The organism is Tundrisphaera macrotermitis (assembly GCF_051175315.1).
Taxonomy (GTDB): Bacteria; Planctomycetota; Planctomycetia; order Isosphaerales; family Isosphaeraceae; genus Tundrisphaera.
Map to the genome: position 1 here is coordinate 2,912,454 of NZ_CP195100.1, position 22,405 is coordinate 2,934,858.

General features: G+C 71.1%; 12 protein-coding genes. 4 read left to right on the top strand and 8 right to left on the bottom strand.

The features are described from left to right. The first annotated feature begins 137 nt into the window (after window positions 1-137). Together TA3x_RS11655 and TA3x_RS11660 are read left to right on the top strand one after the other, a co-directional pair. On the top strand, window positions 138-602 hold the full coding sequence (locus TA3x_RS11655; protein WP_435021358.1) for a cupin domain-containing protein: 465 nt from the start codon (window positions 138-140) through the stop codon (window positions 600-602). Window positions 603-732: 130 nt separating this feature from the next. Next, the gene (locus TA3x_RS11660; protein WP_435021360.1) at window positions 733-1,125 is read left to right on the top strand and encodes a (2Fe-2S) ferredoxin domain-containing protein; all 393 of its coding nucleotides are present in this window, start codon (window positions 733-735) and stop codon (window positions 1,123-1,125) included. A 14-nt stretch (window positions 1,126-1,139) separates the two neighbouring features. On the opposite strand, the gene TA3x_RS11665 is transcribed toward TA3x_RS11660, so the two are convergent. The 6 genes from TA3x_RS11665 to dcuC all read right to left on the bottom strand — a co-directional run bounded on the left by TA3x_RS11665 (window position 1,140) and on the right by dcuC (window position 14,865). After that, window positions 1,140-1,454, bottom strand: a complete 315-nt coding sequence (locus tag TA3x_RS11665) for a hypothetical protein (RefSeq protein WP_435021362.1) — start codon at window positions 1,452-1,454, stop codon at window positions 1,140-1,142. A 96-nt stretch (window positions 1,455-1,550) separates the two neighbouring features. Further along, window positions 1,551-2,096: a response regulator gene (locus TA3x_RS11670; RefSeq protein ID WP_435022346.1), complete on the bottom strand. Its 546-nt coding sequence runs from the start codon at window positions 2,094-2,096 to the stop codon at window positions 1,551-1,553. Then, window positions 1,997-6,991 (bottom strand): PAS domain S-box protein, encoded by a 4,995-nt coding sequence (locus TA3x_RS11675; RefSeq protein WP_435021364.1) that lies wholly within the window; start codon window positions 6,989-6,991, stop codon window positions 1,997-1,999. The genes TA3x_RS11670 and TA3x_RS11675 overlap by 100 nt, the downstream gene beginning before the upstream one ends. 131 nt (window positions 6,992-7,122) lie before the next feature. Beyond that, window positions 7,123-7,821: a GDSL-type esterase/lipase family protein gene (locus TA3x_RS11680; protein WP_435021366.1), complete on the bottom strand. Its 699-nt coding sequence runs from the start codon at window positions 7,819-7,821 to the stop codon at window positions 7,123-7,125. A gap of 241 nt (window positions 7,822-8,062) precedes the next feature. Next, window positions 8,063-12,871 (bottom strand): Ig-like domain-containing protein, encoded by a 4,809-nt coding sequence (locus tag TA3x_RS11685; RefSeq protein ID WP_435021367.1) that lies wholly within the window; start codon window positions 12,869-12,871, stop codon window positions 8,063-8,065. Window positions 12,872-13,554: 683 nt separating this feature from the next. Next, the gene (dcuC, locus tag TA3x_RS11690) at window positions 13,555-14,865 is read right to left on the bottom strand and encodes a C4-dicarboxylate transporter DcuC (RefSeq protein ID WP_435021368.1); all 1,311 of its coding nucleotides are present in this window, start codon (window positions 14,863-14,865) and stop codon (window positions 13,555-13,557) included. Between the two features lie 189 nt (window positions 14,866-15,054). Here dcuC and TA3x_RS11695 point away from each other — a divergent pair, with 189 nt between their 5' ends. Continuing rightward, window positions 15,055-18,174, top strand: a complete 3,120-nt coding sequence (locus TA3x_RS11695) for a hypothetical protein (RefSeq protein WP_435021370.1) — start codon at window positions 15,055-15,057, stop codon at window positions 18,172-18,174. Window positions 18,175-18,208: 34 nt separating this feature from the next. On the opposite strand, the gene TA3x_RS11700 is transcribed toward TA3x_RS11695, so the two are convergent. Continuing rightward, window positions 18,209-19,375, bottom strand: coding sequence for a tetratricopeptide repeat protein (locus tag TA3x_RS11700; RefSeq protein ID WP_435021372.1), 1,167 nt, complete (start codon window positions 19,373-19,375; stop codon window positions 18,209-18,211). Between the two features lie 359 nt (window positions 19,376-19,734). Between TA3x_RS11700 and TA3x_RS11705 the strand changes: the two genes are divergently transcribed. Then, entirely contained in the window at window positions 19,735-20,085 is a 351-nt protein-coding gene (locus TA3x_RS11705; RefSeq protein ID WP_435021374.1) for an HPF/RaiA family ribosome-associated protein, read from the top strand. Between the two features lie 19 nt (window positions 20,086-20,104). Here TA3x_RS11705 and TA3x_RS11710 read toward each other — a convergent pair whose 3' ends face one another. Next, window positions 20,105-21,919 carry a CRTAC1 family protein gene (locus TA3x_RS11710; protein ID WP_435021376.1) on the bottom strand — a complete coding sequence of 605 codons (1,815 nt, stop codon included), beginning with the start codon at window positions 21,917-21,919 and terminating at the stop codon, window positions 20,105-20,107. Window positions 21,920-22,405: the final 486 nt, after the last annotated feature.

The following is a 22,405-nucleotide window of genomic DNA, read 5'->3' on the forward strand; positions in this document are numbered from 1 at the left end:
TCGTCGGGCTTCGGGCCAGCAAGGGCCGTGCCGTCCCGGGGCGATCAGGGCCCGCCGGCCGGGATTGCGGCCGGACCCGGCCCCCAGTATGCTCGCCGCCCGTCACGATCATCCCCGCGTCCCATCATGAGGCCAGGATGCCAAAGGCTGAAAATCAGGATCGGCCCGTCTATTCGGTGGTCGGCGACCGCTACACCTACCTGATGACCGGGGCCGAGACGAACGGGGCCTGCTTCGTCTTCGAGGCCGACGTCCCCCCGGGGGGCGGATCGCCTCCGCATGTCCACACCCGCGAGGACGAGGGATTCTATGTGGTCGAGGGGGAGTTCGAGTTCCTCGTGGCCGGCGAGCGGATCCGGCTCTCGAAGGGGGAATTCCTGTTCGGCCGGCGCGACGTGCCCCACAACTTCACCAACGTCGGCGACGCGCCCGGCAAGCTGATCATCACGGTCACGCCGGCCGGCCTGGAGCACTTCTTCGCCGAGGCCGGCGACCGGCTGGCGGGCCGCGAGGACGCCCCGATCCCCCCGTCGCCCGAGGCGATCGCCCGGCTGATCGAGGCGATGCCCCGATACGGGCTGTCGCTGGCCGGCGGCCCCTGACGGCGCCGCGGGCGAACTTCGCCGGCGGGGATGACGATCGGCCGCCGATCGCCCATAATTCGGGCCGGGGCAGGGGAGTCGCCGACGAACCCGATGCGCCCCGGCTGCCCGGATCGACCCGAGGCCGAGCGTGGACGAAGAGACGGCGGAAGCCGGCAGGAAGGCGACCAGGAAGGCGATCTCCCGGGGGATCTCCGTCGATGGCCGGGGCGGATACGGCCGCCACGTCCTGCTCTGCATCGGCAAGAGCTGCTGCGACGGGGAGGCCCGCAAGGACACGCTGAAGCGGCTCAACAAGCGTCTGCGCAAGCTCCAGGAGGCCGGGATTTACGTCTATCGGTCCGAGGTCGAGTGCCTGAGCCTCTGCCGGAGCGGCCCCCTGCTGGTGGTGTACCCGGATGGGACCTGGTACCACTCGGTCACGCCCGAGGTCCTCGACTGGATCATCGACGAGCACATCGTGGGCGGGCGGGTGGTGGACGAGTACGCGTTCGCCCGCAACCCGATGCGGGGCGGCGACTGACCGCCCCGCCGGGGTCAGCCGTCCGGATCGTCCTCATCCTCGAAGTTGAAGTCGATCCCGCCCGGGGCAGGCCCGGCGTCCGCCGCCTGCTTCGCCTTCCGGCCCGGCTTGCCGCCCTTCGCCCAGCCCTTCTTGCGCTCGGTGGCCTTGGCCGCCAGGAAGAGGCTGGTCGACATCTCGATGCCGAACTCCCGGCGGAGGTAGGCCGTCCCCTCGTCGGCCCCCTCGAACCCCGCGGCCAGGGCCCTCCGGATGGCCTCGGACCTCGAGATGGGGGCGGGCTTCCCCCCGCCTCCCGGGGTCGATTGCGGCGGCTGATTCTCGTTCATGGGCGTCTCGGATGGCCGGGCGGATGGCCGGCGGCGGGCGTCGCCGCGACCCATTGGATTCTAGCAAGGTCCCCCCGCCGGGGAACCGGGGTCGGATCAGGCCGTGGCGTCGGCTCCGTTGGCGAGCAGCTGCAGGAGGGCGTCGTGATCGACGGGCTTGGTCAGGTGGTAGTCGAAGCCGGCCTCGCGGGATCTCCGGCGGTCCTCGTCCTGGCCGTAGCCGGAGACGGCGACGATGAGCGCGTCGCTGCCGCACGGCTCGCGCCGGAGCTTGGCCGCGACCTCGTAGCCGCTCATGCCGGGAAGGCCGATGTCGAGCATGATGAATCGGGGCAGGAATTGGCGGGCCACCTCGATCGCTTCGAGGCCGTCGTGCGCGGTGGCGACCTCGTGGCCGAGGAGCTTCATGAGCCGGGCCATCCCCCGGGCGGTGTCGACATTGTCGTCGACGATCAGGATCTTGAGCTTGCGGGCCGGCTCGGACTCCGGCCGTTTTGGACGGGCCGACTCCACGGAGGGGGCCCCGGCCCGGGGGAGCCGGATCAGGAACTCGCTGCCGAGGCCGGGGCCGTCGCTCCGCGCCGCGATCGTGCCGCCGTGCATCTCGACGAGCTTCTTGACGACGGTGAGGCCGATCCCCAGGCCCCCCTCCGACCGGGCCAGGGAGCGGTCCCCTGGGCGAACAGCTCGAACATCTCGGGGAGCCGCTCGGGGGGGATGCCGACCCCGTTGTCCTTCACGCCGATGAGGATCTCGTCCCCTTCCGCGGAGGCCGACAGGACGATCCGGCCGGCGTTCTCGCTGTACTTGGCCGCGTTGTTCAGGAGGTTCACCACCACCTGTTCGAGCCGGGTCGGGTCGGCGTCGACCCAGAGCTTGCCCCGGTCGATGTCGAGTTCCAGGGTGTGCTTGCGCTCGTCGACGAGGGTCCGCACCGTGGCCGCGGCGCTCTCCAGGATCGGGGTGGCCTCGATCACGTCCCTCCGCAGGGCGATCTTGCCGCGCGTGATCCGCGAGACGTCCATCAGGTCGTCGATCAGCCGCGAGAGGTGCTGCATCTGGCGGCTGATGACCTGGTTGGACCAGTCGTGCTGCTCCTTGGCGTCGGACCGGGACGACAGGAGGACGGCGTTGCCGATGGCCGCCAGGGGGTTCCTCAGCTCGTGGGCGAGCATGGCGAGGAACTCGTCCTTGCGCTCGTCGTTGCTGCGGAGTTCCTGGTACAACCGGGCGTTCTCGATGGCGATCGCCGCGAGCTGCGAGAGCTGGACGAGGATGGCCTCGTCGTCGACGGTGAAATCCCCGTCCGCCTTGTCGGAGAGCTGGATCAGGCCCATGCTCTTGCCGTTGCGGCCCATGAGCGGGGCGGCCAGCCACCCGTTGCCGGTCGACTCGGGTGCCCGATCCCGGAGCGCCCTCCATCGCGGGTCGGCGTCGATCTCCCCCCGGGTGAGCCGGACCGCCTCGTTCTCCGAGCCCATCGCCGCGAGGTCGTCCTGCCCCTCGATGAGCAGGGGGGGCACGCCCGGCGCGAGGCCGGCGGAGTTGGAGACGACGTTGATCGGCTGGGGGTGGTTGGGGTCGAGCGTCATGCTGGTGGCGGCGTGGCGGGCGTTCAGGAGGCTCCGGGCCTCGCCGGTGACCACGCCGATCACGGAGTTCACGTCGTGGGCCGAATTGATCCGGGTGGCGACCTCGGCGAGCTTCTGGAGCTGCGAGGCCCTGCGGACGGTGGCCTCCTCGGCCTCCTTGGCCCCGGTGGCATCCTTGAAGACCTTGCCGAATCCCTTCAGGCTCCCGTCCTCGTCATAGAGGGCGGTCATCACGCCATCGGCATAGAACCGGGACCCGTCCCGCCGGATGTGCCAGCGCCGGTCCTCGGCGCGGCCCAGCTCGGCGGCCTTGGCCAGCTCCTTCTCCGGGATGCCGTCGGCCCGGTCCTCGGGCGTGAAGATCAGGCCGGGGGACTGGCCGATGGCCTCGGCGGGGGGATATCCCGTGATCCGCTCGGCCCCGCCCTGCCACTCGACGATGGTGCCCCGGTGGTCGCTGATGATGACGGCGTAGTCCTTGATGTTCTCGACCAGGAGGTTGACCCGCTCGGTCTTCGACCGCAATTCTTCCTCGGCGCGCTTCCGATCGGTGATGTCGAAGGAGACCCCGGTGAGCGACCTGACCTCCCCGGCCGCGTCGGTCGAGCAGCTGGCCCGGACCTGGACCCAGTGCAGGGAGCCGTCCGGCCAGAGGACGCGGTATTCGATCTGGAAGTCGGCCGCCAGGCCGATCGCGTCGGCGATCGTCTGCCGCCAGTAGGCCCGGTCCTCCTCCAGGACCGAGGCGGCCAGATCGTCATAGTCGAAGGGCTCGCCGGGCTTCCGGCCGTAGTTGGCCCGGCAGGCGTCCGAGCAGGTCAGCCGGCCGGAGCCCAGGTCCAGGTCCCACGTCCCCATCCGCCCGGCTTCCAGGGCGAACTTCAGCTTCCGCTCGCTGGACCGGCGGTCTTCCTCGGCATGCTTCAGGTCGTCGACGTCGATGACCGACCCGACGTAGCCGAGGTATTCCCCCTCCGGGGACCGGCGGGGCCGGCCGATGTCGATGGCCCAGCGGTAGTTCCCGTCGACTTGCCGGACCCGGTACTCGCAGCGGAAATCCCGCTGGTCGCGATTGGCCTCGCGGAAGAGCCGGCCGGACCGCTCGCGGTCGTCCGGGTGGACGGCCTCCAGCCAGCCGAAGCCGAGGCCTTGCTGCGGATCCTGGCCGGTGAACTCGAACCAGCCCCGGGACAGGAACGTGCACCGGCCGTCGGCCTCGGTCACCCAGAGCATGGCCGGGGCGGTGTCGGCGAATTCCCGGAACCGCCGCTCGCTGGCCCGGAGCTCCTGCTCGGCGTGCTTCCGCTCGGTCAGGTCGACGCCGTGGATCAGGACACCCGAGACCGACCCGTCCGGGTCGCGGATCGGCTGGAAGACGAAGTCGAGGTATCGCTCCCGGAGCGGCTCGCCCGGCCGGCCCGCGAGCATGACCCGGGAGTCGGTGCCGACCACCGGCTCGCCGTCCCGGTAGACGCGGTCGAGGGCCTCGAAGAAGCCCTGCCCCTCGATCTCAGGCAGCGCGTCCCGGACCTTCATCCCGACCACCTGGCGATGCCCGACCAGCTGGCTGTATCGCTCGTTGACCAGCTCGAAGACGAGGTCGGGGCCCCGGAGGATCGTCATGAACGACGGCGACCGGCGGATCACGTCGGCCAGGCGCTCCCGCTCGGTCTGGACCTCGCGGAGCAGCCGCTCGCGGTCCTGCTCGGCCCGCACCCGGGTCGTGATATCGTTGAAGAGGACGGCCACTCTCCGGCCTTCGGGGTCGCCGTGGCGGAAGGCGGAGACCTCGAACCAGCGGTGCAGCGCCCGGGCCTCGTGGACCAGGTGCAAGGGCTCGCCGGTCCGGGCCACCTCGCCGTAGGCCTGCATCCAGAACGGTTCATGCTCGGGGGCGAGTTCCAGGATCGTCCGGCCCTCGGCGTCCCGCAGCCCGGTGTGGCCTTCGAAGGCCGGGTTCATCTCCAGGAAGCGGTAATCGAACGGGCGATCCTGCCCGTCGAACAGCACCTCGATGATGCAGAACCCCTCGTCCATGGCGGTGAACAGGGTCCGGTAACGCTCCTCGCTCGCCTTGAGCTGCTGCTCGGCCTCCCTGCGCTCGGTGATGTCGTTGATGGTCCCGTCGAAGCTCCGGAGCCGGCCGTCGTGGTGGATCGCCTTGCCCTTGGCGAAGACCCATCGGACGGCCCCGTCGGGCCGGATCACCCGGAATTCGATCGCATAGGGCTCCGGGTCGACCCCGCGGATCGCCGCCCGGATCGCGGCCTGCACCCCGGGCCGATCTTCGGGGTGGATCATCGCCAGGATGGTCTCCTGGGCGGGCCGGTCGGTCGACAGGCCGAAGATCGCCGCGAACCGATCGTCGACGACGAAGCCTTCGGTCGCGGTGTCGAAGTGCCACGAGCCCAGCTCGGTCGATTCGAGCGTCAGCCGGAGCTGTTCCTCACTCCGCTTCAGCGCCTCGTCCGTCCGCAGCCGCTCGCTGACATCCCGGAAGTAGACGGAGATGCCGTCGGCGGCCGGGTAAGCGTGGACCTCGTACCATCGGCCGTGGTCGGGGTAGAACGAGGTCAGCGGGACGACCTCCCGCCCGTCGTAGGCCTCGCGATACGCCCGTTCGAAGTCGCTCCCGACCAGCCCCGGATACTCGTCCCAGATGACCTTGCCCAGGAGGTCGCCCGGCGTGCGGCCGAGGATCTGCTCGGCCTGGGGATTGGCGTAGGTGAACCGCCAGTCGCGGTCCACCGAGAAGAACCCGTCGGTGATGCTCTCCAGGATGCGCACCGCCCGCCGGTCCGCCTCGCGATCCTCCTCGCGGAGCCGCAGCATCTCGGCCTCGGCCCGCTTCGCCTCGGTCATGTCGCGGGAGGCGGCGAGGATCCGCGTCGGGCTGCCGTTCGGGCCGAGGATCGGGGAAAGGGTGACGTCCCACCACTTTTCGGTGCCCTTCGCGGTCGGGCAGGGGCCCTGGAACTTGGCGATCCGCCCGCCCCGGGCCTCGTCCAGGGCCCGTCGGGCCGTCTCCCGGGCCTCCGGCGGCCAGAAGTCGAGCCACTCCCGGTCCGCGCACGCGGCGAAGTCCTCGACCTCCATCAGCCGGCAGCCGTACTCGTTCATCGAGATCAGCCGGCCGTCGAGGTCGAGGACCTTCAGGCAGTCGACGCTGCTCTCGACGACCCGGCGGTTGAACTCCTCGCTCTCGGCGAGGGCATCCGTCGCCTTCCGCTGCTCGGTCACGTCGCGGAAGACCAGGACGACCCCGGCGATCTCGCCGCGGTCGTCGCGGATCGGGGCGGCGCTGTCGTCGATCGGCCGCTCGGTGCCGTCGCGCGAGATCAGGGTCGTGCGCCCCGGGAGCCCCTGGGGGCGTCCCGTCTCCAGGACCCCGGCCACCGGGCTGGGCGCGGCCTCGCGCGTGGACTCGTCGATGATCGCGAACACGGAATCGAGCGGCCGGCCCCGCGACGCATCGAGGTCCCAGCCGGTCATCGCCTCGGCGACCGCGTTCATGAAGCTGACGCGGCCCGACGCATCCACGGCGATCACGGCGTCGCCGATGCTCTCCACGGTCGTCTGGAACCGCCGGCGCCCGGCCCTCTCGGTCGCCTCGGCTTTCCTCCGGGCCGAGGCCATCAGCCCGATCAGCGACGCGACGATCACGAAGGCCGCCGTCGGGGCGAGGCCCTCCCCTCCGGGCGAGAAGGAGCCGTAGGGCTCGATGAACGAGTAATGCCCGGCGATCGCCGACGCGGCGATCGTCAGGATCCACGGCCACGCCCCCCCGTTCCAGGCGGCGGCCATCACCGCGGCGAAGAACAGGGCCCAAGGCGTGGGCTTCAGCAGGGGCCAGGTCCCGGCGGTCGCAATGAAAGCGATGAGCGCGGACAGCGCGGCGATGCCATACTTCCGAAGCCCCCCGGGCTCGGCCGTCTTCGTCCTCATCGGGCAAGTCGCTCCATCGCGCATCGGTCCGGGGTCGGAGGCCGGGTTCACCACCAGCTTACCAGAAGGCCGGGCATCGGCGGTACGGCCGTCGCTGACGCCCCGGTCGTGCGGGCGGCCTCCTTCGCCGCCTAGCGGGCCAGGAACGGCCGGACGCGCTCCCGGAGCAGGGCATAGCCTTCCGGCGAGAAGTGGAGCCGGTCCTTGACGAACAACTCGGGCCGGGCCTGGCCGTCGCGATCCAGGACCATCTCGAAGGTGTCCACGAAGCCGACGCGCGGCATACCCAGGGCCATCTCGCGGACGAGCCGATTCAGCTCGCGATACTTGTCGGACTGGCCCCACCGCAGCGGGGCCGGGCTGTTGCCGATGAACAGGATCTCGGCCTTGGGGAGCCGGGCGTGGACCACGCGGACGAACTCCGCGAAGTCGTCCGCCACCTCCCTCGGGGTGCGGCCGTTGTGGATGTCGTTGCCGCCGGCCCGGAGGAAGATCTGCTTCGGCTCGTGGGGGAAGATCAGCCGGTCGGCGAAGTGGGTGGAATCCACGATCTCGCTCCCCCCGAACCCGCGGTTGATCACCGGGAGGCCCGGGAAGTCCTCGGCCAGCGTCTTCCAGAGCCGGATCGTCGACGAGCCGATGAACAGGATGCCCCCCTTGGGGGGCTGGGACTGGCGATCCGCCTCCTCGTAGGCGGCGATCTCCTTCTCCCATCTCGCGAAGTCGTGCGCGGCCGCCGCCGCCGGGGCGGGGGGGGCCACCTGGCCCGGGGCCGGCGGGGCTGACAGCAGCCCCAAGGCGAGGATCGCTGCGGTCGGGATCGATCTCATGGGTCCGGTCCTGGGGAGGTGGGGCGGGTCGGGGGAAGGCGACCATCCTACATCGCCGATCGCCGGGCCGCCAAGCACCGCACCGCCGTTTCCCGACCCCGGCCGCGGGTCGGCGATCGCGCAAGTATGGACATGATAGCGAGCATCGAAATGGCGACCGCCCCGCGCGTCCCCCGGCGGAGGTCCGGGGTCCGCGCGGGGGATGGGGGGGACGATGGGGCATCGGCCAGACCGGGCCCGCTCAGAAGAGCCGGCGGAGGGACTGGTACAGCCGGCCTTTCGCGGCGAACAGGCGGCCGGACATCGGCGAGAGGCGGACCAGCTGGATCTGCCGGGCCAGCCCCTCGCGCTGCGAGGCGGGCGTGTCGGCCCGGCCGGCCAGGGTGAGCTTGCTGATCCGGATCAGCTGGTCATCCCCGCCGATCCCGTCGCCGTTGCCGTCCACGGCCAGTCCGGTCGCCCCCCGCAAGGGGTTGGCCCCGGATCCCCTCAGGGTCAGCTGGTACTTGCCGTTCAGGTTGATCCGCGTCCCGGTGGTCAGGCTGACGCTCCGCGTCGCCGGGTCGTAGGTCGCCGACCGCAGCACGATCCGCCGGTCGTCGCGGGTGCCGAACCTCCCGTCCCGCCCGGCCGAGACCAGGACGTAGTTGGACAGGTCGACCGCCGAGGCCGGGTCCAGGGCCGTGTTGAACTGGACGTAGAACGAGGTCGGCTGGGCATGGAACCCGAATCGTGCGACGGCCGCCGCCTGGGGTGCGATCGCGGCGGCCGGCCCGACCGACAGGACGACCGTGACCGGCTGGCTGAGCGCCGTCCCGTCGCTGGCCCGGTAGATGAACGAGTCTCTCCCGACGAAGCCGGGGTTGGGGATGAAGACGAATGACCCGTCGGGGTTGAGCGTCACCGTGCCGTTGGCCGGCCCGGACACCAGCACGGCGATCAGCGGGGTTCCGTTGGGGTCGAAGTCGTTGCCCAGCACGCCCGGGCCGGGGATCACCAGCGGGGTGCCCTCGGTCCCGTTATAGAAGTCGGGCAGGGCGACCGGGGCCCCGTTGACCGCGGTGACGGCGATGGTCACGGCGACCGGGTTGCTGAAGTTGGTCCCGTCCGTGGCCCGGTAGGTGAAGGTATCGGTCCCCACGAACCCGGCGTTGGGCGTGTAGGTGAACGAGCCGTCCGGGTTGAGGGTCAACGTCCCCCCGGTCGGGCCGTCGACCAGCTGCGCGGTCAGCGGGGTGCCCGAAGGCGAGCTGTCGTTGCCCAGCACGCCCGGTCCCGGGATCGTCAGCCCGCTCCCCGATGGCGTGGTGTAGGTGTCCGGCAAGGCCACGGGCCCCGAGATCGCCGCCGCGACCACGACCGTGACGCCGACCGGGTTGCTCAGGTTGGTGCCGTCGCTGGCCCGGTAGGTGAAGGTGTCGGTCCCCACGAACCCGGCGTTGGGCGTGTAGGTGAACGACCCATTCGGGTTGAGCACCAGCGTGCCGTTGGCCGGGCCGGTCACCAGCACGGCCGTCAGCGGCGAGCCGTCGGGGTCGGTGTCGTTGCCCAGCACGCCCGGCCCGGCGATCACCAGCGGCACGCCCTGGGGCCCGGTGTAGATGTCCGGCAACGCCACGGGCGCGCCGTTGGCGGCGTTGATGGCCAGCGTCACGGCGACCGGGTTGCTGAAGTTGACGCCGTCGGAGGCCCGGTAGACGAAGGAGTCGTTGCCGATGAAGCCGGGGTTGGGCGTGTAGGTGAACGAACCGTCCGGGTTCAGGAAGAGGGTGCCGTTGGCCGGGCCGGTCACCAGCACGGCCGTCAGTTGCGTTCCGTTGGGGTCGGTGTCGTTGCCCAGCACGCCCGGGCCGGGGACGATCAGGGCGGTCCCCTGGGTGCCGGAATAGGCGTCCGGAAGGGCCACGGGCGGGGCGTTGACGGCGGTGATGGACAGCGTCACGCCGACCGGGATGCTCTGATTCGTCCCATCGCTGGCGAGATAGGTGAAGGAGTCGGTGCCGACGAAGCCGGCGTTGGGGGTGTAGGTGAACGAACCGTCCGGGTTCAGGGTGACGACGCCGTTGGACGGGGCGGCCACCAGGACCGCCGTGAGCGGGTCACCATTGGGGTCGAAGTCGTTGCCCAGCACGCCCGGCCCGGCGATCACCAGCGAGGTCCCCTGCTGGCCCGCGTAGGCGTCGGGCTGGGCGATGGGGGTGTTGCTCGCGGCCGTGATCGTGATCGTCACGCCGACCGGGGCGCTGGTGTTGGTGCCGTCGGTGGCCTGATAGACGAAGGTGTCGGTCCCCACGAACCCGGGGTTGGGGGTGTAGGTGAACGAACCGTCCGGGTTCAGGACGACCACGCCGTTGGTCCCGTTGGTCACCAGGACCGCCGAGAGCGGGTCGCCGTTGGGGTCGGAGTCGTTGGACAGGACGCCGGGGATGGAGATCACCAGCGGGGTCCCCTGCGGCCCGGTGTAGTTGTCCGGGAGAGCCGTCGGGGTGTTGTTGACCGGCAGGATCGTCAGGGTCACGGACACCGTGCCGCTGGAGTTGGTCCCGTCGGTGGCCTGGTAGGTGAACGTGTCGCTGCCGACGAAGCCGGCATTGGGCGTGTAGGTGAACGACCCGTCCGGGCTGAGGGCCAGCACGCCGTTGGTCGTGGTGCTCACCAGCGTCGTCGTCAAGGGGACGCCGCCGGGGCTGAAGTCATTGCCCAGCACGCCCGGCGCGGCGACCGTCAGGGTGGCCCCCTGGTTGCCGAAATAGGTGTCCGGCAGCGCGGTCGGGGTGGTGACGGCCGCAGCGACGTTGATCGTCACGCCGGCCGGGCCGCTCGCGTTGACGCCGTCGCTGGCGAGGTAGGTGAAGCTGTCGGTCCCCACGAACCCGGCGTTGGGCGTGTAGGTGAACGAACCGTCCGGGTTCAGGACGAGCGTCCCGTTGGTCGGGCCGGCCACCAGCGCCGCCGTCAGGGCCGTGCCCTCGGGGTCGAAGTCGTTGCCCAGCACGCCCGGCCCGGCGACCACCAAAGGCGTGTTCTGGGGCACGAGGTAGGTGTCGGCCACCGCCGTCGGCGGGTTGTTGACCGGGTTGACGGCGATCGTGACCGTGCCGGTCGACGTGCCATTGTTCCCGGTGATCGTGTAGGTGAACGAGTCCGGGCCGACGTAGTTGGCCGCCGGGTTGTAGGTGATCGTCCCGTCGGGGTTGACCGTCAAGGTCCCGTTGGCGGGCTGGGTCACGCTCGTGATCGTGATCGTGTCGCCGGCCACCGAGGCGTCGTTGGCCAGGACCGGGATGATCACCTGCGCGTTGCGGACGGTGGTCGCCACGTCCGGATTGGCGGCCGGGGGGGCGACCAGGCCCTGGTTGCTCACCGTCACCACCAGTTCGCCGATCCCGACGCCCACCGCGTCCAGGACCGGGTCGACCACGCCGGTCAGGACCGTGGACAGCACCGGGGCCAGGGTGTTGGCCACCAGGGGCGTGACGACCGGCAGGATCGTCCCGTTGACCACCGGGTCGAGGACCAGGCCCAGGCTGCCGCTGGTCTGGACCTGGAGGTTGGTCACGAGCGTGGACGCCAGGTTCGCCAGGAAGGCCGCGCTGCTGCCGTCGACCAGCGTCTGGGGATAGGGCGGGGTGAACACGAGGCTGCCGGCGAGCGGGGCCGCGCCCAGCGCCGACGACCTCGCCTGGATCGCCGTGGTCCCCGAGGTATTGATCAGCCCGGACGTCCCGATCGTCAGGGCGCCGATCGTCCCGAAGCCGATGTCCGTGGCCGGATTGATCGGCACGGCGCGATTGCCGAAGACGGCGTCGCTGATCGTGCCGAGGTAGGCATTGGCCACGCCGGGCGTCGTCTGCATGGTCACGGCGCGGCTGATCGCGTCGATCGCCGTGATCGTCCCCGTCCCGCTGGCCACCGTGGTGAACAGGTCGATGTTGCCCAGGGTCAGGTTGGAATCGACGCTGAGCAGGTTGCTGAGCGGCCCGGCCAGGGCGCCGCCCAGCAGGCTGTTCAGCCCGGCCGTGCTGGGCGAGAGGTCGACGAGGTCGAGGTTGAGCTTGAGCCGGATGCCGGCCGTGTGGAAGGTCGTGCCGACCCCGCCGACGGTGAAGACCGGAGGCTCCACGACCGTGGCGGACAGCGCCACGCTATTGACGACCGAGCCCAGGCCGAGCGCCGCCCCGGAGATCGTGACCGGGGCCGTGGTCGTCGCGACATTCTTGAAGTTGAAGAGCTGGACGGCGCCGGTCGCCAGGTCGAGCGCGTTGAGATTCGCGTCGGCGAGGTCGCCCTGGTTGGGCGTCACGTTGATCAGTTCGCCGAGGCGGATCGTCTGATTCGACCCGGTGACCTGGAGCGCCAGGTTGTCGAAGGCGGTGACCAGGGCCGTGTTCCCCTCGGCCTGGGCCGCGTCCGCGGCGGCCGCGAACAGCTGGGGCAGGGTGATGTCGGCCGCCGCGGCCTGGTCGGTCGAGGCCAGGCCGAGGTTCGTCTGCAAGGCCGCCAGCAGGTTGCCGCCCCGGACCTGCCCCTGGGCCAGGGCGTTGTTATCCAGCACGCTGGTGGACAGGGCCCCACCGCCCACCAAATTGCCGAGGAGGCCGTTGAGCAGGGCACTCCTCGTGGTGTCTACGCTCGCCAGTCGCGTCCCTGCCGTGACGGATGCTATCGGTACGCTGGCTGCTACGTTGAGCGTGACGGTGGCGGAGGCGGTGTTCACCCCGTCGCTGGCGGTGTAGTTGAACTGATCCTGGCCGACGAATCCCGGGTTCGGGACATAGGTGAAGGTCCCCGCCGGGGCCAGCACCAGCGTCCCGTTGGCGGGCGTCGTGTTCGCGCTCACCGACAGGGGATTGCCCGAGGCCAGCGTGTCGTTGGCCAGGACCCCCGACGCGGCGACGTTCAGGAGGTTGTTCTGGACGAGGTTGTAGGTGTCGGGCAGCGCCACCGCCGCCAGCAATTGCCGGGCTTCCAGGCACTCGATCCGCGTGAGAGTCGATCGATGCCGGATCCGGGACCGGCGGCGGGCGAGGGCGGGCCTGTTCGTAGGCATGGGGACTATCGGGATCATCGGGGCCGGTCCTTGATAAGTAGGGGCATCGGTTCTCGGTGTCTGTCCGAAACGATCCTGTCGCTGGGAGGCTGGCAATCTTCCGGGGCGGACTTTCGACGTTGGCCCGGCGGCACGAGCCGGGGCGCGACCGTCCCCAACCGACGCGGCGCCGCGGCTTGCGGCGGCCCGATCGCCCCCCGAATTCAGGCCCGGGAGCACGGGGCGCACGGGCCCTCGCCGCTCATCCCGGGCGGTGGTTCGGGGATCTCGGGAGGTTTGGCCTGATGCGATGAGGAGGCGACTCTCGGCTGCACGACCCTTGATTTACCGGATCGGAACCGCCCATTGGTCGGCGGGAAGGCCCGATCCGAGTTAGGGTTTTTCCCTGATGTCGCCATAGGGGAACCTAGTTCATGATTGCCAGATGGGAGAGAAAATCGTATTCGAATTCGCCTTTCGCTTGCCGCGCCGTGCATGGGGTCTTATTGCCAAAATAAACATGCCATACAAGTGGCAAAGGTGGGATCGGGGCGTATGGGTCGGGGCGACGGGCGGCATCCGCGGGCACTCTCGGGGCGGATGGCGGCCGTCGGTGACCCGGCGATGGGGGTGGACCTCGGTTGTCGCCCGGTCGGGCCGCCGGCGGGGTGGGACGATCGCCCGCCCACCGGGTCGGAGGGGGGTCAGCCCGCGCGGGCGACCATCGCCAGGGAGGCGACCGCTCCGAGGAGCAGGGCGGGCAGGAGGCGGCGGATCAGGTCGAGGGGGGCGACCCCGGCCAGGCCGGCCCCGCAGACGACGACCGCCGAGACCGGCGACATCGTCCGGCCGAACCCGGCGGCCAGGCAGGTCAGCGCCCCCAGGGCGACGGCCCCGGGCCGGTCGCCGAGCGGTGCCAGGCCGATCTGGGCGAACGCCAACACCGGCCCCGAGCCGGACCCCGACACCGCGGCCAGCCCCCACGGCAGCGCCATCGCCGAGGCGGCCAGCGCCCCCGGCGAATGGCCGGCGTGGCGGAGCATCGCATCCCCCAGCCCCGACGCGGCGATCCCCGCCCCGAAGCATTGGGCCGCGACCGTCAGGGCGATGACGTTCCCGTAGGCGGAGCCCATCCCCTCCGAAAAGCCGCGGGCCAGCCGCGGGATGTCCCGCGCCGCGAGGAGCCCGGCCACCAGGACCCCGATCAGCATGGCACGCACCACCGGCAGGGCCCCGGCGAGCGGCCTCCAGCCCTCGCCGTCCGGGACCCGGATCAGCCAGCCCATCGGCGCCCAGCCGGCGTGGGCCACCAGCAGCAAGGTGACGGGGACCAGAGGCACGGCCGCCTTGAAGATTGAAGGCGCCGATTCGTCCCCGTCGGCGGGGAAGGGCAGGGGCATCGGATCCCCGGCCGGCCCGCGCCGGTTCAGCAGGGGGAAGGCGATCGCCGCGACGAGAAGGCCCGCCAGGTTGGCCGGGGCCGCCAGGGAGTACAGGGCCCGTGCCTCCATGCCGGTCGTCCCGGCGATCGACAGGAGATCCTGGGCGCCGGGGTTGAGCAGGTCCCCCCCGAACGAGGATCCCAGCACCAGGGCCGCCGCGGCGACATCGCGCCGGCAGCCGGAGGCGACGATCAGGGGCAGGAGGATCGGCCCGAGCATCGCCGCCGTGCTGGACTGGCTGGGCACCGCCAGGTTGACCAGGTAGGACGCCACGATCCCGCCCGGCAGGACGGCCCAGCGCGCCCTCCGCAGGGGCGAGGTCAGGAGCCGGACCAGCTGGCGGTCGCACCCCGTGACCCCGAGCGCGGCGGCGAAGCCCATCGAGGCGCAGATCGGGGCGACCATCGGCGCCACCATCGACCGGGCGAAGGTGTCCGCCACGGCGAGCGGCCGCCCCGCCAGCGTCGCCAGCGCCAGCCCGGCCCCGATCAGCACGACCCGGACGTCGACGCGGCGGATCATCAGCCCCAGCGCGATCGCCAGGATGAGGCCGTTGAGGACGAGCAAGCCCACCCACCTTTCCATCGAGCGTTCGTGATGACGCCGGGCCGGGGTCGGTCGCCAGTCTAACCGATCGCCGCGCCCGGAGGATTGCCCTTCGCGGATCGGCGGGTCGGCGGTACGATCCGGCCCGGCCGGGGATCGGGCAAGGTGGCGTCGCCGCGCCCCGGCCAGGCCAGGGACAGGGAGGTCTCGCGTCCGATGAGAAACCGGGTCGCCCGTCTGGGCCTGTCGGCGGTCGGTCTGGCCTTCGCCGGGCCGTGGTGCGTGATCGAGGCCGGGGCCCAGCAGCCCTCGGCGGTCCATGCCACCGCCTCGATCAAGGATGGCTTCGAATCCCCCAGGGTCGCGTGGCGGTTGGAGCAGACCGACGCCACGGTCAAGATCTACGCCCAGGAGCGGACCGAGCGCGCGGCGCACGAGGGTTCCAAATCCGAGGGCTTCTCGTTCGACGCCGGGGTCGGCGGCGGCTTCTACTATAGCTACGAGCTGCCCAGGATCCCGATCACCGATGACCTCCGGGTCTCGATGTACGTCCGATCCAACCGGGCCGGGGCCTACTTCATCGGCCGGGTGATCCTGCCCGCCGACATCGACCCGGAGAAGCGCCTCCCGTCGTTCGTCACGGTCCAGAGCAGCTCCTACGAGGCGACCGACCGCTGGCAGCGGCTCGACCTGGCCGAGATGCTCCCGGAGGTCGAGCGGCAGGCCCGCGTCCTCCGCGCCTCGACCCGCCGCAAGGTGAGCCTGGAAGGGGCCTACCTGGAGCGGCTGGTGGTCAACCTCTACGGGGGCGAGGGGGAGACCGAGGTCTACCTGGACGAGCTGACGATCGCCCCGGTCTCGGCGGAGGTGGCCGACTCGTTCTCCCAGGCCTCCCGCCCCCGCGCGGCCCGCCCCCGGGCGGTGCCGATCGCCGACCGGCCCCGGGGCGAGGACGAGCCCCTGCCGCCCCTGCCGTCGTCGGCCCGGGTGCAGTTCGCCCGGAATCGGCTGACCAAGGACGGATTCCCCTGGTTCTTCACCGGGGTCCGCGGCCTGGGGATGGACCCCGCCCAGCTCCGGAGGGCGGGATTCGACACGATGTTCCTGCCCAAGGAGGCCGGCGAGGAGGACATCCTCGACGCCGTCCGCAGCGGGATGCTGCTGGTGCCGGAACTGGTCGGCCAGCCCGGGAAATCCTCGCGCGAGCCCGACCAGGTCGCCTCCGAGGCGGCGACCTACCCCGGCCGCGACGCGGTCGCCTTCTGGTCGATCGGCCGGAATCTGGGCGATGACATCGACCTCGACCGCCGCCAGGCGGTCAAGGCGCGGACCCGCGAGACGGTCCGGGCGATCCGCAAGGAGAAGCCCGGCGGCACGGCGATCTCCACCGCCACCGTGCTGGGCCAGGTCTCCGACTACGCCCGACTCCCCGAGAACCTCGACCTCCTCGGCGTCCCGCTCACCAACTGGGCCACGGTCCAGAACCCCCTGGAATCGCTGGCCTACCTCAACCAGCGTCGGTTCCTCACCGCCCGGAGCAACGCCGACGCCCTGATGTGGGCCAGCATCGACGCGACGCCGCCGCCGGCCTACGCCGAGGCCATCTGGGGCCGAGATCGCCCGCCGGGCTGGGGCGTCCCCCAGGTCCAGCCCGAGCAGATCCGCATCGCGGCCTACGCCGCCATCGCGGCCGGGTGCCGGGGCCTCTGCTTCAACGGCGATGCCTCGCTGACGCAGGGGGGCGGCCGGTCGAACCTGATCGAGCTGGCGCTCCTGAACCTGGAGTGCGACGTCCTGGAGCCGATCCTGGCCGATGCCGACAAGACGATCCAGATCCTGGATACGCTCCAGCCCGACATCCCCCAGCCCCTGCCGCCGCCCGTGATCGGGATGAACACCTCGACCCAGAGGGTGGTGATCCCCAAGGAGCAGGCCCCCCATCCGACCATCAAGGCCGCGATGATCGAGACCAAGGACCGCCGGGGCCGGCTGCTCATGGTGGCCGACTTCAGCCCCTATGCCCAGTACCAGCCGCCGATGGCCGCGATCAACAACCTCTCCGTGGTGGTCCCCGCCTCCAACGACTCGGTGGCCTACGAGATCACCCCCGGCGGGATCACGGTCCGCGACATCGAGCGCGTGCCGGGCGGGATGCGCGTGACCCTGCCCGACTTCGGCGTCTCGACGATCCTGCTGGTCACCACCAACGTCGACCTCGCCAACCAGGTCAAGACGTCCATCAACAACGTCCGCCACCTCGCCGTGGCCTATGCCATCGAGCAGGCGGAGATCCAGAGGGCCTGGGTCGAGGAGATCGACGCCCGGATCGTCGAGCTGGACCATCCCCAGAAGGATTCGGCCGCCCTGATCGCGCAGGCCGGCGACCTGGTCAAGTCGGCCCGCGAGCGGTACGAGGCCGAGGATTATCAGATGGCCTGGGAGGAGGCCCGCCGCGCCGGGCGGCCGCTCCGCCACCTGATGCGCTACCACTTCATGGCGGTCTACGACCGGATCATCAAGTCGCTCAACGACGAGAGCCTGCCGTGCGGCCCGGTCCCCCTGGAGGGCAAGGAGAAGCCGCAGGAGCGGGTGATCCAGCCGATCGTCGCGGCGCCGCTGGCCTCGTGGTCGACCCTGCCCCAGGCGTGGATCTGGCTGGACTGGATCCGCTCCGGCCGGCTGGGCTCGAACCGGATGGCGAGCGGCGACTTCGAGTTCGAGGATGAGGAATTGCTCGCCGACCGGGGCTGGGCCGACGAGAGCTACCAGGACCCGGAGATCCAGGCCACGATCAAGGTCGTCAAGGGGGGGGCCGACAAGAGGGGTCACCACCTCATGCTCAACGCCAAGCCCAAGGGGGTCGCCCTCGACTCGCTCCCCCCGTTCCAGGACCATCCGGTGGTCGCCGTCCGCTCGCCGGCCATCAAGGTGAGCGAGCGCGAGGTCTATCGGGTCTCCATGAAGGTGGACCTCACCTACCCCACCGCGGCCGGGGCCGGCGGGCTGATCATCCGCGACTCAATCGGCGGAGAGCGGCTCCAGTTCCGGCTCACCTCGGCGGCACAGGCCTGGTACGAGGTCGTCTTCTACCGGAGGATCCCCGCCGACGGCACCATGAGCCTCATGATCGGCCTGGCGGGGTACGGGTCGGTGGGGATCGACGACCTCAGGATCGAGCCGATCCAGGAGACCGTGGACCCGGAGGCCTACGCCGCCAGCCGGCCCCGCCGGGCGGCCGAGGTCCGGACGACCACCGTGGACCCCACCGCGATCCCCGCGGCCCCCGCCGCGACCCGCTCGGCCACCCGGGCCCAGCCCTATCCGGTCCGCCAGTGAGCGGCCGGGGCCCGACGCCGACGGGCCTCCCGCCTCAGCGGCCCTCGGCGGGGGCCGGGGGCGGGGCGGAGGCGTCGGCGTAGCCCTTCTGGGCCTGGACGTCGGACGGATCGATGCGGATGGCCAGCTTGTACCAGGAGCGGGCCTCGGCCCGCCGGCCCACCCCCAGGCAGGCGGCGCCCAGGTCGCGGATCAGGGCCGGGTCGTCCCGGTTCGACACCCGGGCGGCCCGCTGCATCAGCTGTTCGAGCCGGTCGTGCTTCTTCAACTCCTCCAGGTACGGCGCCGCGGCCTTCGCGTCGCCGACGGCGAGCAGGGCCTGTCCCAGCCCGAGGATCGCCTCGCGCTGCGACGGGTCGGCCGCATGGGCCGCGCGGAACGCCGCCAGGGCGGCCGGCCCCTCGTTGCGGGCCAGGGCCAGCCGGCCCCTCAGCAGGGCGAGGCCCGCGTGGTCGGCCGGCCCCTCGGCCAGCAGGGTTTCGAGCCGCTCGTCCTCGCCCCGGTCGATCGCCGTGCGGGCCCGGATGGTGCGGGCGTCCGGGTCGGAGTCGGGCAGGGAGGCCAGGGCCGCCTCGGACTCGGCGAATCGGTTCTGCTGGCGCAGGGCCTCGGCCAGCCCGAGCCGCGATTGGCGATCGGCCGGGTCGGCCCGGACGCACTCGGCCAGGTACTCCGAGACCTCCTCGGGCTCCCAGGTCACCCCGCGGGTCAGGGTCCAGAGGTAGACCTCGTCGGCATTCAGGTCCGCCAGCCCGGACAGGGCCCGGAAGGTCCGGTTCAGCTCGGGGCGGCGCAGCTGCATCCCATAGATGTAGATCAGCTCGCGGAGCGGCTGGACCAGCCGGGGCCCGAGTTCCGCGGCGCGGCGCAACAGCGCCTCGGCCGCGACCAGGCGGTGCCTCCGCAGCTCCAGCTGCCCCGCGAGCAGGCGGGCCTGCGGGGCCATGGGCTCGCCGTCGGGGACGCGGGCCAGGTTTTCCAGGGCCGCGTCGGGCCGGCCCAGGCCGATCTCGGCCTCCGCCCGGAGCAGGAGGTCCTCCGACTTCGGCTCGCGGAGCCGACGCAGCCGGTCGAGCGTCGCCAGCGTCCGGTCGAACCGGTGGCCGTCCAGCTCCGCCTTCGCCTGACGCCACAGGTCGTCCGGGGCCGGGGACGGCCGGAGGACGAACAAGAGGCCCCCCAGCAACGTAAGGGACAGCAACCCGACGGCCAGTCCATATCGAAGCGGCCGGGGGCGAGTCGGGTCGTTCGTCGCCGGTCCCGGCGGTTGCCCCTGTTGCATGTCTGATCCCGGGGCGACCCCAGCCAGGCCTCGTCGTCGGCGGGAGGGGCCGCGATGGCCCCGATCCCGCCTCACGAATCGTGTTTCATGGTGGCGACACGGTGCGCCGGTTGCAAGACCATCACCGGGAAGATCCGACGCCGCATCGATCGGGGACGGGGCGAATGCGACGCTCCCGGGCGTCGTCGAGCGATCCGTCCGCCCGGCCCGCCTTCGCGGGCCCGGGCGGGGCCCATCGGCGTCGCGGATCCATCATCTCCAATCGCGAGGGTATCGTCATGCATGTCCAGGTCCACACCGACAACCACGTCCACATCGGCGCGAAGAAGATCCAGGAGATCGGCGAGGATCTCCAGGGCGACCTGTCCCGCTACGGCTCCCGGATCACGGGCATCGAGGTCTTCCTCTCCGACGAGAACGGGCCCAAGGGGGGCGAGGACAAGCGTTGCCTGATCGAGGCCCGGGTGGCGGGCCACTCCCCGATCGTGGCGAGCCACAGCGCGGGGGGTGTGGATGAGGCCCTGGACGGCGCCTCCGAGAAGCTCCTGCGCGGCCTGGAGCACACCCTCGGCCGGCTCCACGACCCCAAGGGGCGGGTCACCTCGTTCGGCGGGGATCAGGAGATCTGAACCCCGCCCGGGCCGACCGTCATTCCCCCTCGACCACCGCCAGGGTCGCGTCGACCGCGACGCGCTCGCGGACGGTGGTCGCCCCCGAGGGCCAGCGGATCGAAAGCTTGTCGACCTCGGCCGCGTCGCCCACGCCGATCAGCATCCGCGGGTCGTGCGACGAGAAGACGCTCGACCCGTGCTTCCGCTGGCGGACGATGGTCCTCCCCCCGGCCTCGACCCGGATCGTGGCGCCGATGGCGTCGCGGTTGCTCTTCGTGCCGGTCAATTCGAGCCTGATCCAGTGCCCCTGGGCCGGCGTGTCGTTGCGGAGCAGGGCGGCCGGGCCGTCCTTGTGGCTGACGGCGATGTCGATGTCGCCGTCGTCGTCGAAATCGCCGAAGGCGGCCCCCCGCGCCACGTGCACACCGGAGAAATACGGCCCCACGTCGCGGGTGGCCAGGCGGAACCGCTTGCCGTTGGCGTTGCGGTGGAGCAGCGGGGGCTCGGCATAATCGACGTTCTGGCCCAGGGCCCGGCGGTTGTCGTCGACGTGCCCGTTGGCGACGAAGCAGTCGGGCCAACCGTCGTTGTCGAAGTCGGCCAGGGCGGTCCCCCAGCCGACCCAGGGGCGGCTGTCGGCCCCCATCCCGGAGAACGGCGTCATGTCCAGGAAGTTGCCGCCCCCCCGGTTCTGGTAGAGCGTGTTGTATTCGTGGGCGAAGTTGGTCACGAACAGCTCGGGGTCGCCGTCGCCGTCGATGTCCTCGGCGTCCACCCCCATGCCCGACTGGACGTGCCCCTTCTCGTCGTACGCGGCGTTGGACGAGTCGGTGGCGTCCTCGAACTTGCCCCCGCCCTTGTTGAGGAACAGGAAGTTCGGGTTCATGTCGTTGGCGACGTACAGGTCGGCGCGGCCGTCGTCGTCCACGTCGGCGGCGACCGCCGCGAAGCCGTGGCCGTCGTCGCGGCCGGGGATCGGGTTGCCCGAGGCATCCACCAAAAACTGGTCGTAGACGTCGGTGAAGGTCCGGTCGCCGTTGTTGCGATACAGGAAGTGCTTGGTCGTGCGGATCTCGCGCGGCGAGCAGTAGAGGCGGACGTTTTTCTCGCGGTCGCCGCAGAATCGGTCGTCCTCGGGCAGGTTCCAGATCCCGTAGTTGGCGACGTAGAGGTCGAGGTCGCCGTCGCCGTCATAGTCGAAGAAGGCCCCGCCGGACGACCAGCCCGGCACGTCGATCTTGCTGGCGTGGCTGATGTCCTCGAACGTCCCATCCCCCCGGTTCAGGTAGAGGGCGTTCGGGCCGTAGTTGCAAAGGAAGACGTCGGGGTCGCCGTCGTTGTCGATGTCGCCCACCACGATCCCGTGGCAGAACCCGGAGAAGCCCAGGCCCGACGGCCCGGTCCGGTCCTCGAACTTGCCATCCCCCATGTTGCGATAGAGCCGGTTCGTCCCGCCCGACGACGAGCCCAGGGGGAGCGTGGTGGCGGTGACGAAGTAGAGGTCGAGCTTGCCGTCGCCGTCGTAGTCCAGGAAGGCCACGCCCGAGCCGTTGGCGGTGGGGAAGTGCTTGGCCTCGGTCATGCCCGAAACGTGGCGGAAGTCGATCCCGGACGCGGCGGCGACCTCGGCGAATCGGAACGGGCTGACCTCCTGGGGGATCGTCGGGTTGGCCGGCTCGGCCTTGTAGTGCGCCTCGCGGTCCCCGGTGATGGTCGAGGCCGGGCGCGGCGCCGGGCCGGCGGTGGGCCCGGCCACCGTCGCGGGGGGCGGGGCGACCCCGGCCTCCGGGCCGGGCTCGGCCGTGCCGTCGCAGCCGCACGCCGCGGCCCAGGCGATCACCAGTGCCGGCAAGCAGGGGGTTCCACGCATCGGCCGGCGCCGATCGGGGATCGAGGGGCAGGGCATCGACGTCTCCGAGAGAGGGGCGGAGTCAATCGCGATCGACTGGGAACGGGAGGTATGGGCGCAGCGAACGGGCCTGCGCCCCCGATTCCCGAAGGATTGTATCCGCCGTCGACCCCCATTTCTGTGCCGGACCGACGGCTCGAACGAAATCCTTCCCTCGGCCTATGTTGCAGCGACCGGCCGGCCGGTGCGGCGGGCCCGGCCCAACCCGGCAAGAGAAGTCGACCCTGCCGAATGCGGGCTTGGCATGTGGCGTGCTAGAATTTGGCGGCTGAATCGCGCCGGATCCGCCGTGCCGGACCGCCCGGCCGAATTGCGCGACCCCGACGATATACAATCGCGACACAACCCCATCGCCCGGGCGATTTGGCATCGAATGGGCGTCAAGGCCCGGCCGGAAACTCTCGACTCTATATCCAGTCTGAAGGGACT